This window comes from Streptomyces sp. NPDC002156, from assembly GCF_053593675.1.
The window spans coordinates 1-12,321 of the sequence record NZ_JBSFDA010000143.1 but is presented as its reverse complement, the minus strand read 5'-3'; the positions used below and the strand labels follow the sequence as shown (position 1 = coordinate 12,321).

The 12,321-nt window shown below is 71.2% G+C and carries 12 protein-coding genes; 6 read left to right on the top strand and 6 right to left on the bottom strand.

What is annotated here, in order from left to right:
* Positions 1-142: 142 nt before the first annotated feature.
* From trpC to lgt, 6 genes are all read left to right on the top strand, one after another.
* Positions 143-952, top strand: coding sequence for an indole-3-glycerol phosphate synthase TrpC (trpC, locus tag ACWCRB_RS37950; RefSeq protein ID WP_105975727.1), 810 nt, complete (start codon positions 143-145; stop codon positions 950-952).
* Positions 953-974: 22 nt separating this feature from the next.
* Complete coding sequence (gene trpM, locus ACWCRB_RS37945) at positions 975-1,148, top strand: tryptophan biosynthesis modulator TrpM (protein WP_415924305.1); 174 nt, start codon at positions 975-977, stop codon at positions 1,146-1,148.
* Positions 1,149-1,318: 170 nt separating this feature from the next.
* Complete coding sequence (gene trpB / locus ACWCRB_RS37940) at positions 1,319-2,611, top strand: tryptophan synthase subunit beta (RefSeq protein ID WP_451000403.1); 1,293 nt, start codon at positions 1,319-1,321, stop codon at positions 2,609-2,611.
* A complete protein-coding gene (gene trpA / locus ACWCRB_RS37935) occupies positions 2,608-3,426 on the top strand; it encodes a tryptophan synthase subunit alpha (RefSeq protein ID WP_451000402.1) in 819 nt (272 codons plus the stop codon). The genes trpB and trpA overlap by 4 nt, the downstream gene beginning before the upstream one ends.
* 102 nt (positions 3,427-3,528) lie before the next feature.
* Positions 3,529-4,305 (top strand): DsbA family protein, encoded by a 777-nt coding sequence (locus ACWCRB_RS37930; RefSeq protein WP_451000401.1) that lies wholly within the window; start codon positions 3,529-3,531, stop codon positions 4,303-4,305.
* A gap of 136 nt (positions 4,306-4,441) precedes the next feature.
* The gene (gene lgt / locus ACWCRB_RS37925) at positions 4,442-5,437 is read left to right on the top strand and encodes a prolipoprotein diacylglyceryl transferase (RefSeq protein ID WP_451000400.1); all 996 of its coding nucleotides are present in this window, start codon (positions 4,442-4,444) and stop codon (positions 5,435-5,437) included.
* Positions 5,438-5,501: 64 nt separating this feature from the next.
* Here lgt and ACWCRB_RS37920 read toward each other — a convergent pair whose 3' ends face one another.
* From ACWCRB_RS37920 to ACWCRB_RS37895, 6 genes are read right to left on the bottom strand one after another with little or no spacing between them, the layout of a single operon-like run.
* Positions 5,502-6,329, bottom strand: a complete 828-nt coding sequence (locus ACWCRB_RS37920; protein ID WP_451000399.1) for an HpcH/HpaI aldolase/citrate lyase family protein — start codon at positions 6,327-6,329, stop codon at positions 5,502-5,504.
* The gene (locus tag ACWCRB_RS37915) at positions 6,326-7,570 is read right to left on the bottom strand and encodes a CaiB/BaiF CoA transferase family protein (RefSeq protein ID WP_451000398.1); all 1,245 of its coding nucleotides are present in this window, start codon (positions 7,568-7,570) and stop codon (positions 6,326-6,328) included. Before ACWCRB_RS37915 ends, ACWCRB_RS37920 begins: the two co-directional genes overlap by 4 nt.
* Positions 7,567-8,466: a ribokinase gene (gene rbsK, locus ACWCRB_RS37910; RefSeq protein WP_451000397.1), complete on the bottom strand. Its 900-nt coding sequence runs from the start codon at positions 8,464-8,466 to the stop codon at positions 7,567-7,569. Before rbsK ends, ACWCRB_RS37915 begins: the two co-directional genes overlap by 4 nt.
* Positions 8,463-9,890, bottom strand: a complete 1,428-nt coding sequence (locus tag ACWCRB_RS37905; protein WP_451000396.1) for an ADP-ribosylglycohydrolase family protein — start codon at positions 9,888-9,890, stop codon at positions 8,463-8,465. The genes rbsK and ACWCRB_RS37905 overlap by 4 nt, the downstream gene beginning before the upstream one ends.
* Positions 9,878-11,065, bottom strand: a complete 1,188-nt coding sequence (locus ACWCRB_RS37900) for an ADP-ribosylglycohydrolase family protein (protein ID WP_451000395.1) — start codon at positions 11,063-11,065, stop codon at positions 9,878-9,880. The genes ACWCRB_RS37905 and ACWCRB_RS37900 overlap by 13 nt, the downstream gene beginning before the upstream one ends.
* 8 nt (positions 11,066-11,073) lie before the next feature.
* Positions 11,074-12,276, bottom strand: coding sequence for an ADP-ribosylglycohydrolase family protein (locus ACWCRB_RS37895; protein ID WP_451000418.1), 1,203 nt, complete (start codon positions 12,274-12,276; stop codon positions 11,074-11,076).
* Positions 12,277-12,321 lie beyond the last annotated feature (45 nt).

Sequence of the window (12,321 nt, the reverse complement as noted above, 5' to 3'; positions counted from 1 at the left end):
TGGGACCGGTGTCAACCGGATGTGAGGGGCATGCCCTCCTCCGGATACCATCGGAGTGACCAGCTTTGACAGTTTGTGCAGCTTCAATGGTGTGAATGGCTGGAACAGTCAATCGCCTACCGTCTGGAAGGGGGCCGCTCGCGTGAGTGTGCTCGACGAGATCATCGACGGAGTCCGTGCCGACCTCGCGGAGCGGCAGGCGCGCGTCAGCCTCGACGAGCTCAAGGAACGCGCGGCGAAGGCTCCCGCCGCCAAGGACGGGGTCGCCGCACTGCGCGGCGACGGCGTCAAGGTCATCTGCGAGGTCAAGCGGTCCAGCCCCTCCAAGGGCGCGCTCGCGGCCATCGCCGACCCGGCCGGCCTCGCGGCGGACTACGAGGCGGGCGGCGCGGCCGTCATCTCCGTCCTCACCGAACAGCGCCGCTTCGGCGGCTCGCTGGCCGACCTGGAGGCCGTGCGCGCCCGGGTGGACATCCCGGTGCTGCGCAAGGACTTCATCGTCACGTCGTACCAGCTGTGGGAGGCACGGGCGTACGGCGCCGACCTGGCCCTGCTGATCGTCGCCGCCCTCGACCAGCCCGCCCTGGAGTCCCTCATCGAGCGCGCCGAGTCCATCGGACTCACCCCGCTCGTCGAGGTGCACGACGAGGACGAGGTCGAGCGGGCGGTCGACGCGGGGGCCCGGGTCATCGGTGTCAACGCGCGCAACCTGAAGACCCTGGAGGTCGACCGCTCCACGTTCGAGCGGGTCGCCCCCGAGATCCCCGACAGCATCGTCAAGATCGCCGAGTCGGGCGTCCGAGGCCCGCACGACCTCATCGCGTACGCCAACGCCGGCGCCGACGCGGTCCTGGTCGGCGAGTCCCTGGTCACGGGCAAGGACCCGAAGACGGCGGTCTCCGACCTGGTGGCAGCCGGCGAGCATCCCGCGCTGCGGCACGGGCGCGGCTGATCCCCCGCTAGAGTTGGCCGCGATGACACTCACCCTGACACCCATGGACCGGTACGCCCGCCTCGCGCGCGGCTGCCGTCCGCGCGGCTGTCGTGCGCCGGCGCGGCGCGTGCATGGGCGGCGGGTTCGGTATGTCATCGGGGATGAGCCGGGACAGGTGAACGGCATGCGATGGCCCTGCGGGGCTCGGCAGTAGGGGTGCGTTTTCGGCTGCGGGTTCGTTGTGGCTGGTCGCGCAGTTCCCCGCGCCCCTATGGGGCGCGTCTTCAGCGCCGGAGTTTCTGAGGCGCCGCTCTGCTCAGCCCTCTCACGCTTCCCGTGTCCAGACCGAACCCCGGGGCCCTGCCCCTGCGAGGTAGCAGCCGTATGTCCAGTGAGTTCTTCATTCCTGATCCTCAGGGCCAAGTGCCCAACGTCGACGGGTACTTCGGTGCCTTCGGTGGCAAGTTCATCCCGGAGGCCCTCGTCGCCGCCGTCGACGAGGTCGCCGTCGAGTACGACAAGGCGAAGTCGGACCCCGAGTTCGCCCGTGAACTCGACGACCTGCTCGTCCACTACACCGGCCGCCCCAGCTCCCTCACCGAGGTGCCCCGGTTCGCCGAGCACGCCGGTGGCGCCCGGGTCTTCCTCAAGCGGGAGGACCTGAACCACACCGGGTCCCACAAGATCAACAACGTGCTCGGTCAGGCCCTCCTCACCAAGAGGATGGGTAAGACCCGGGTCATCGCCGAGACCGGCGCCGGTCAGCACGGCGTCGCCACCGCGACCGCCTGTGCGCTGTTCGGGCTCGAATGCACCATCTACATGGGTGAGATCGACACCCAGCGCCAGGCCCTCAACGTCGCCCGGATGCGCATGCTCGGCGCTGAGGTCATCGCCGTGAAGTCCGGCAGCCGCACCCTCAAGGACGCCATCAACGAGGCGTTCCGGGACTGGGTCGCCAACGTCGACCACACGCACTACCTCTTCGGGACCGTCGCCGGGCCCCACCCCTTCCCGGCCATGGTGCGCGACTTCCACCGGGTGATCGGTGTGGAGGCCCGCAGGCAGCTCCTGGAGCAGGCCGGGCGGCTGCCCGACGCCGCCGTCGCCTGTGTGGGCGGCGGATCCAACGCCATCGGGCTCTTCCACGCCTTCATCCCCGACGCCGACGTCCGCCTCATCGGATGCGAGCCCGGCGGACACGGTGTCGAGACCGGCGAGCACGCCGCCACCCTCACCGCCGGTGAGCCCGGCATCCTGCACGGGTCGCGGTCCTACGTCCTTCAGGACGAGGAGGGGCAGATCACCGAGCCCTACTCCATCTCCGCCGGACTGGACTACCCGGGCATCGGGCCCGAACACTCCTACCTCAAGGACACCGGCCGCGCCGAGTACCGCGCGGTCACCGACGACGCCGCCATGCAGGCCCTGCGCCTGCTGTCGCGTACCGAGGGCATCATCCCGGCCATCGAGAGCGCGCACGCGCTGGCCGGCGCCCTGGAGGTCGGCAAGGAGCTGGGCAAGGACGGCCTGATCGTCGTCAACCTCTCCGGGCGCGGCGACAAGGACATGGACACCGCCGCCCGGTACTTCGGCCTGTACGACAACCAGCCCGACGCCACTGTCGCGGCCAACGCGGACAGCGCTGCCGCCGAGATCGAGGGGGACGCCAAGTGAGCGGCAACATCCAGCTGTTGAGCGACACCCTCGCCGGTGCCAAGGCCGAGGGACGCTCCGCGCTCATCGCGTACCTCCCCGCCGGGTTCCCGACCGTCGACGGCGGGATCGACGCCGTCAAGGCCGTGTTCGAGGGCGGCGCCGACATCGTCGAGGTCGGGCTGCCGCACAGCGACCCGGTGCTCGACGGTCCCGTCATCCAGACCGCCGACGACATCGCCCTGCGCGGCGGCGTCAAGATCGCGGACGTGCTGCGTACGGTCCGGGAGGCCTACGAGGCCAGCGGGAAGCCGGTGCTCGTCATGACGTACTGGAACCCGATCGACCGCTACGGCGTCGAGCGGTTCACCGCCGAGCTCGCGGAGGCGGGCGGCGCCGGGTGCATCCTGCCCGACCTGCCCGTGCAGGAGTCGGCGCTGTGGAGGGAGCACGCGGAGAAGCACGGCCTCGCGACCGTGTTCGTCGTCGCGCCCAGCAGCAAGGACGGACGGCTCGCCGAGATCACCGCGGCCGGCAGCGGATTCGTGTACGCCGCCTCGCTCATGGGCGTCACGGGGACCCGGGCGTCGGTCGGCGCGCAGGCGGAGGATCTGGTCCGGCGCACTCGCGGCGCCGGCACCGACCTGCCCGTCTGTGTCGGCCTCGGGGTCTCCAATGCCGCCCAGGCCGCCGAGGTCGCCGGCTTCGCCGACGGTGTGATCGTCGGCTCGGCCTTCGTCAAGCGGATGCTCGACGCCCCGGACCACGCGGCCGGTGTCGAGGCCGTGCGGGAACTCGCCGCCGACCTCGCGAAGGGCGTGCGCGGCACCGCGTAAAACCGGTAGGGCATACAGGCAGGACATTTCGTACAGGTCGCCCGAACGGGTGGACCTGGGGCCGGGGAGGCGCAATGCGTCTCCCCGGTTCGTTCTGCGGGTGTGAGCGAGAAGAATCGTGACGGAAAGCGCACCGCCCGCGAGCGGCTGGCGGTCGAGCGTGAGAAGCAGAAGTCCGCGGAGAAGCGGCGGCGGGCGTTGATCGTGGGCGCCAGTGTCGTCTGCGTGCTGGGCCTCGCGGCGGTGATCGGTGTCGTCGCCGCGAACTCCGGCAAGGACAGCAAGAGCGAGAGCGCCGGTCCGGTCGTGGCGCCCTCGGGTGCGCAGGGCAAGGACAGCCTCGCGATCCCGGTGGGCGAGGAGAGCGCCAAGTCGACGCTCACGGTGTGGGAGGACTTCCGCTGTCCGGCCTGCCAGTCCTTCGAGACCAACTACCGCTCGACCATCCATGAGCTGACGGCCGCGGGCAAGCTGAAGGTGAACTACCACCTGGCGACGATCATCGACGGCAACATGGGCGGCAGCGGCTCCCGGCACGCGGCCAACGCCGCCGCCTGCGCCCAGGATGCCGGCAAGTTCACCGCGTACCACGACGTGCTGTACGAGAACCAGCCGCAGGAGAGCGACGACGCCTTCGCGAAGAACAGCAGACTCATCGAACTGGCGGAGAAGGTCGACGGACTCGACACAACCGCGTTCCGGACATGTGTCGAGGACGGCACGCACAACAGCTGGGTCGCGAAGTCGAACGAGGCCTTCCAGAGCGGCGGCTTCGGCGGCACACCGACCGTCCTGCTCGATGGGAAGAACATCTACCAGGACCAGACGATGACCCCGGCGAAGCTGAAGCAGATGGTGGAGGCCGCCGACAAGGCGTAGGCCTGGGTGCTTCTCGGGTTCCCCGGGGACCTCCGGTTCGGCATCGTGAGCGGAACCGGAGGCACCGCCCGTTATGGAGCCGTTGCCCGGGGCGGCTCACATCCGCCGCACCCGTCAAGGTAGCGTCGGGACTGCCATGGATATCGCCTACATTCCCAGTCCGTCGCGCGGGGTGCTGCACCTTGGACCCATTCCGCTGCGCGGCTACGCGTTCTGCATCATCATCGGTGTCTTCGTCGCGGTCTGGCTCGGCAACAAGCGCTGGCTCGCCCGCGGTGGCCGACCCGGCACGGTGGCCGACATCGCGGTCTGGGCCGTGCCCTTCGGTCTGGTCGGTGGCCGCCTCTATCACGTGATCACGGACTACGAGCTGTACTTCAGCGAGGGCCGCGACTGGGTGGACGCCTTCAAGATCTGGGAGGGCGGCCTCGGTATCTGGGGCGCGATCGCGCTCGGTGCGCTGGGTGCGTGGATCGGCTGCCGCCGGCGCGGTATCCCGCTGCCCGCGTGGGCCGACGCCCTCGCTCCCGGTATCGCCCTCGCACAGGCGATCGGGCGGTGGGGCAACTGGTTCAACCAGGAGCTGTACGGGCGCGAGACGACCGTCCCCTGGGCCGTCCACATCACCTCCTCGACCGACGGCCGGGTCCCGGGCTACTACCACCCGACCTTCCTGTACGAGTCCCTGTGGTGCGTCGGCGTCGCGCTCCTGGTCATCTGGGCCGACCGCCGCTTCACGCTCGGGCACGGACGGGCGTTCGCGCTGTACGTCGCGTCCTACTGTGTAGGCCGCTTCTGGATCGAGTACCTGCGCGTCGACGAGGCCCACCACATCCTCGGCATGCGGCTCAACAACTGGACCGCGATCGTCGTCTTCATCCTCGCGGTGGTCTACTTCGTGCTCTCGGCGAAGAAGCGCCCCGGCCGGGAGGAAGTCGTGGAGCCGGATGTCTCCGACGGTTCGGCCAAGGATGCCGCCGAGGGTGACGAGGGCGATGCGGAATCGGCGGAGGTGAAGGCCGAGGCCGATCCGGACGGCGAGACCGAGGACGACGGCAAGACCGAGGACGACGGCGAGAGCAAGGTCGACTCCGAGGACAAGGCCGAGGCGGAGCCGACCAAGAAGAGTTGAGCGTTGGTTGTACGACGACGAGGGCGCCCCGGTCCGACCGGGGCGCCCTCGTTCGTTGTGCGGGTCAGGGGCGGTCGCGGTCGGCCAGGGACAGGGTTCTGCGGGCCGCCGCCACCACCGCCGCGTCGATGAAGCGGCCGTCCGGGAGGGCTTGGGCGCCCTCGTCCGTCGCAGCCGCCTTGACGATCTGCTCGGCCTCTTCGATCTCCTCCGGGGTGGGCAGATAGGCGCGTTCGATGACCGGGAGCTGGCGGGGGTGGATCGCCGCCCGGCCCAGGAAGCCCAGGGCGCGGCCGTGGGCGCAGGACGCGGCCAGGGTGTCCAGGTCCCGGATGTCAGGGTGGACCGACTGGGGCGGCGGGGCGAGTCCGGCCGCCCGTGCGGCCACGACGACCCGGGAACGGCACCAGTCGAGGCCTACGTCTCCCCGTACCCCCAGATCGGCCCGGAGGTCTGCCTCGCCCAGCGCGATGCCGTGCAGGGCGGGGTGGGCGGTCGCGATGGCGAAGGCGTGTTCGATGCCGAGAGCGGTTTCGAGGAGGGCGTGCAGCGGGAGACCGGCTGCGGAGGGCAGGGTGGCCACTCGTACGACGTCCTGGGGTGCCGTCACCTTCGGGAGGCGTAGGCCCGAGATGCCGGGGAGGCCTTCGAGGGACTGGAGGTCGGGGGTGGCCAACGGGCCGTCCAGGGCGTTGATCCGGACGTGGACCGGGACCGGCTGGGGGTCGGTGAGGCGTTCGGCGGTGGCTGTGCGGGCGTACTCCTTGCGGTCGGGGGCGACCGCGTCCTCCAGGTCGACGACGACCACGTCGGCGCCGGAGGCGAGGGCCTTGGTGACCACTTCGGGGCGGTCACCCGGGACGTACAGCCAGGTCAGTGGGGTGGCTGTCATAGGGCGCCCTCGGTGCGGAGGGTGTCGATCTCGTGTTCGGCCAGGCCCAGTTCGGTGAGGACGGCCGTGGTGTCCGCGCCGTGCGGGCGGCCCGCCCAGCGGATCGCGCCGGGGGTCGCGGAGAGACGGAAGAGGACGTTCTGCATACGGATCGGGCCGAGCTCGGGGTCGTCGACCGTGGTGATGGTGTCGAGGGCCTGGTACTGCGGGTCGGTCATCACCTCCCGTACGTCCTGGATCGGGGCCACCGCCGCCTCCGCCTTCTCGAAGGCCGCCATGACCTCCGTGTGGGAGTGGCGGGCGATCCACGAGCCGACCGCCTCGTCGAGGACGTCCGAGTGCCGGGCGCGGTCGGCGCCCGTGGTGAACCAGGGCTCGTCGATCAGTTCCGGGCGGCCGACCAGACGCATCACGCGCTCGGCGATCGACTGGGCCGAGGTCGACACGGCGACCCAGGTGCCGTCGGCCGTGCGGTAGGTGTTGCGGGGGGCGTTGTTCTGTGAGCGGTTGCCGGTGCGCGGCTGGACGTGGCCCAACTGGTCGTACCAGAGCGGCTGCGGGCCGAGGACCGTGAGGATCGGCTCGATGATCGCCATGTCGACGACCTGGCCCTCGCCGGTGCGGTCGCGGGCGGCGAGGGCCGTCATGACGGCGTACGCGGTGGCCAGGCCCGCGATCGAGTCGGCGAGGCCGAAGGGCGGGAGCGTCGGGGGTGCGTCCGGTTCGCCGGTGATCGCGGCGAAGCCGCTCATCGCCTCCGCGAGGGTGCCGAAGCCGGGGCGGTGGGCGTACGGGCCGAACTGGCCGAAGCCGGTGACCCGGGCGAGGACCAGGCGTGGGTTGGCGGCGGACAGTTCGGGCCAGCCCAGGTCCCATTTCTCCAGGGTGCCCGGGCGGAAGTTCTCGATGATCACGTCGGCTGTCTTGGCGAGGTGGAGGAGGGTGGCGCGGCCTCCGGCCTTCGACAGATCCAGGGTCATCGTGCGCTTGTTGCGGCCCAGGAGCTTCCACCAGAGGCCGATGCCGTCCTTGGACGGGCCGTGGCCTCGGGAGGGGTCGGGCTTCACCGGGTGCTCGATCTTGATCACCTCGGCGCCGAAGTCGCCGAGCATGGTGGCGGCGAGCGGGCCGGCGAAGAGGGTGGCCAGGTCGAGGACGCGGAGGCCCGTGAGGGGGGCCGCGGGGGTTGTGGTTTCCGTGGTCGTACCGGGTGTGGGGGTGGGGGGCTTGGGTGCGTTCATGATGTGTACCTGGCCTCGATCTCCGAGCGGTACGGCATTGATGCCGACGCGCCCGGCCGTTGTACGGAGAGTGCGCCTGCCGCCGAGGCCCAGGCCAGGGCGTCCGGCATCGGGCGCCCTTCGGCCAGGGCCACCGCGAGGGCGCCTACGAAGGTGTCGCCGGCGCCGGTCGAGTCCACGGCGGTGACGGGTGGCGCGGGGACGGTGAGGGTGACGGGTTCGGCGCCCCGGGTCGCGTACAGGCTGCCGGCCGGGCCCAGGGTGACCACGACCTCCGGTACCTGGTCGAGAAGCGCGATGGCCGCCTGGTGAGGGTCGGTCAGGCCGGTGAGGGCTGTTGCCTCGTGCTGGTTCGGCACCAACAGGTCGGTGACTGCGAGGAGTTCGGGTGGCATCGGTTGGGCGGGGGCCGGGGTGAGGATCGTGCGGACGCCGTGGCGGTGCGCGGCCTGGGCGCCCTCGATCACCGCCGTGAGCGGGATCTCCAGCTGGAGCAGCAGTGCGTCGGCGGTGGCGATCAGGCCCTCGTCGCCGGGGGCGAGAGCGATGACGGTGCCGTTGGCGGCGGGGATGACGACGATCGCGTTGCCGCCCTCGTCGTCCACGACGATGTGTGCGGTGCCGGAGGGGCCCTCGACGGTGCGGAGATGGTCGGTGTCGACGCCGGAGTGCTCCAGCGTGGAGCGGAGTTGGGTGCCGTACGTGTCGTTGCCCACCGCGCCGATCATCGAGACGTCGGCACCCGAACGGGCCGCAGCCACGGCCTGGTTGGCGCCCTTGCCGCCGGGGACCGTACGGAACTCACGTCCCGTCACCGTCTCCCCGCGCTGTGGAGCCTTGCCGACGTACGCGACGAGGTCCATGTTCGTGCTGCCCAGCACGGCGATGTGGGTCATGGGTGGGCTGCCTCCAAGTGGGTGAGGGAGTACGTCAGTCGGGCGAGGTCGTCGAAGCCGGTGCCGTTGAAGTCGGCGACGGAGGTGGCGAGTTGGTTCTTCAGGGGGGTGATCCAGCGGTCGGGGAGGGCGTCGGGGGAGCCTGCGAGGAGGGCGGCGATGCTGCCGGCCGTGGCGCCGTTGGAGTCGGTGTCCCAACCACCGGACACGGCACGGCAGATGGAGCCGGTGAAGTCGCCGTCGGCGTGGGTGAGGGCGGCGGCGATCAGGGCGGTGTTGGGGATGGCGTGGACCCAGTGGTAGGTGGTCGCGTGGGTGGCGTGGAGTTCGTCCACGACGGTGGTGAAGTCGGGGTGGGTTTCGGCGAGTTGGATGCCGTGGTGGATGGCTGTGGCGAGGCGGGAGTGTGGGGGGATCACTGTCAGGCCTGTGCGCAGGCAGGTGTGGATGTCGTGGGTGCCGGTGGCTGCCTGGGCGATGGTGGCTGCCGTGAACATCGCCGCGTAGACGCCGTTGGCGGTGTGGGTGAGGGTCGCGTCGCGGTACGCCTGTTCCGCGGCGGTGGCCGGGGCGCCGGGGTTGGTCCAGCCGTGGACGTCGGCGCGGATCAGGGCGCCGATCCATTCGCGGAACGGGTTGCGGTGGCGGGCGGTGAGTGGGGGTTCGAGGCCGGAGAGGAGGTTGCGGTAGGCGATGCGTTCGGCCGTGAAGGTGCGGCCTGCGGGGAGTTCGTCCAGCCAGAGTTTCGCCACGTCCGTGGTGGTGAAGTGGGGGCCGTGGCGTTGGAGCAGGAGGAGGTTGAGGAGGGGGTAGTTGAGGTCGTCGTCCTCGGGCATGCCGTTGATGTTCTCGGCGAGGGAGGTGGGGGCTGAGCGGCGGTTCCAGGGGTGGGCGGTGGTGAGTTCTTGGGGGACTCCTCTGGCTGTGAACCAGGTGTTCAGGGGCCAGTTGCCGGTGGACTGGGCGAGTTTGCGGATGGCGTGCAGGGGGAGTTTCTCCACCGGTTTGCCCAGGAGGCAGCCTGCGGCTCTGCCCAGCCAGGCGGCTTCCAGGCGGAGGGGAGTGGGGGCTGAGGTGGGGCGGATCTCTTCCCCAAGCCCACCCCTTCTCGAAACCGGGGGCTCCGCCCCCGGACCCCCCAAAGGCCAGTCGCGGCACAGCGCCCGGATCTGGTTCAGGTCGGTCGGTTCGTCGTCCGCCAAACCGCTTGGCAGGTCTGCCAGTTCGTCCAGCAGGTCCTCTGCCAGTTGTCGCAAGTAGCGTGACGCCCGGTCCGGGGACGCGCCCGCGCGGGACGGGGCTTCCGGGCCGCCCGCTGCTCGCCAGCGGGCGGCGATTCTGCCGGGCTCGCGGCCGTCCTGGGTTGCCTGGCACAATTCGTGGCCGAGGAGGTCCTCCGGCTGGACCCAGGTCAGTCGGAGCATCCCGGGCTCCTGAGCTGGGCGAACGCCTCCTCGTGGGAACGGCGTCGGTGGACGTCCTGTTCGAAGACCTCCCGGGTCACCTCGGTGAGCGTGCGGGCCGGTTCCCACAGGTCCAGGCGGCTCGCCTCCGCGACCGTCTTCGACCAGTCGGACGGCACCTCGGAGCCCAGGGCGCCCGCCAGGGCCCCGGCCATCGTGGCGATCGAGTCGCAGTCGCGGCCGTAGTTCACCGAACCCAGCACCGCATGACGGAAGTCGCCGCCCGCCACCGCCAACATGCCCAGCGCCACGGGGAGTTCCTCGATCGCGTGGAGACGGGACGGGCGACGGGCGCCCAGCGACGGGGTGCGGTAGTCCGGGCCCACCGTGTCGTACGGCGTCACCGCCTCCCGCAGCGGGCGCAGTGCCGATTCGAAGTCCGAGTAGCGGGAGGCCACTTCGCACACCGTCTCGATGGCTGCTCGGGTGCCGTCCTTCGCGAGGGAGAGGCACGTGCCGATCACGGAGTCGGGGGTCGCGTTCGGGGTGCAGGCCGCCGCCACTCCCGCCGCGAAGACCGCCGCCGCCTCCCTGCCGTACGAGGACTGGTGGGCGCCCGCGATGTCGAGGGCCTCGGTGTAAGCGCCCGCCGGGTTGGCCGCGTTGACCAGGCCGACCGGGGCCATGTACATCGCCGCACCGCAGTTGACGATGTTGCCCACGCCTGCCTCGCGGGGGTCGATGTGGCCGTAGTGGATCCGGGCCACCAGCCACTTCTCCGCCAGGAAGATGCGCTGGAGGGGGAGTGCCTCGGCCTCCAGCTCCGGGATCCAGCGGGGGGTCGTCATCAGGTCCGGGACCAGGTGGCCGGCGACCGCGTACGCGTCCAGGTGGTCGCGGACCTTGGCGTAGACGCGGATCAGAGCGTGGGTCATCAAGGTGTCGTCGGTGACGTGGCCGTCGCCCTTGTGGTACGGGGCGATCGGGCGGGCCGTGCGCCAGGCGTCCCCGTTCCAGGGGCCGACGATGCCGTGGACGCGGCCCGCGTGGCGTTCGAGGATCTGCTCGGGGGTGTAGCCCTCGACGGGGCCGCCGAGAGCGTCGCCGACGGCCGCGCCGACCAGGGCGGCGGTGATCCGTTCGTCCAGGCCCAGCACTTGGCCTGCTTTATTGGTTTCTGTTGTTTTGGGCGTCATGCCCCGAATCATCCACCTGGAGCGGCCCGTTGCGTGGCTTCCAGGAGTTCGGCGAGTTCCACGAGGTCCGTGCCGGTCAGGCGGGGGAGGGCGCAGCCGGAGAGGGTGCGGCAGGCGTCCCGCCAGGCCGTCGGGATCGTGGCGCCGCCGCCCAGCGCTCCGGTGAGGGCGCCCGCGAGGGCGGGGGCCGAGTCCGCGACCCGGGAGAGGCAGGCCGCCGCCGGGACCGCTTCCGCGATCCGGCCCTGTGCCGCGGTGGCCAGCGCCAGGGCGACCGGGACCGTCTCGGCGGCGGCGATTCCGTAGCTGTAGACGTGGTCCACGATCTGGTGTTCCAGCAGCGGGACCAGGGCGAACGCGCCGTCCGTGTCCTGGGCGAGCTTCAGCGCGTGGCGGGTGTTGCGGCCGATCTCCGTGCCCTCGGGCAGCTCGGCGAGGGCCGCGTTCACGCACGCCTCGACCTTCTCGCCGGTCAGCGCCAGGGCGAGGGCCGCCGCCATCGCGCGGGCGCCGTGCACGCCGTCGCCGTCCTGGGTGTAGCGGGCGTCGAACTCGGCCAGTTCGGCGGCGAGTCGGGGGTTGCCGGGGTGGGCCACGGCCAGTACGCACGCCCGTACGCAGGCCGCGTCGTCGAAGTAGTGGGGGTTGTCGTGGCCGGTGGCGGGTGGGCGTAGGCCGGCGGCGAGGTTGCCTAGGCCTGCGCGTACGGAGATTCGGGCGCGTAGGGGGAGTACCGCCGATTCGACCTCGGGGGCGCGTTCGGCTGCGGCGGCCACCTCGCTGGCGACCGCGTTCCAGGACAGGTCGATGGCGGCGCGGGCGCGGCGTTCGCGGCTCAGGTCGCCGAGCACGGTGTCGTCGCCGGCGCGTAGCAGGGCCTCTGCCGCGAACGCCGCCCACTCGGCGTCGTCGGAGGGGCCCAGGCGGAGGGGTTCCGGGGGTTGGTTCAGGGCGATCGGTACGGGGAGGGTGGTTGTCGCGTTCTGTTCGGCGAAGGTGTCGAGTTCGCGGGTGAGGCGGCGGGTCCAGTCGGGCATGCGGGCGGCTCGGTGGCGGGCGGCGGGCCAGCCGGCGGCGTCGCCTGCGGCTAGGCCCAGGAGGAGGCCCTCGATGCGGCGGGGGGTCATGGGTGGACCTCGGCTTCGGCTCGGGTGGTTTGGTTCGCCCCCGCCGCCCCTACCCGTCCCATCCCTGGGGGCTGCCGCCCCCAGACCCCCGCTTCGGCCTGAACGGCCTCGTCCTCAAACGCCGGACGG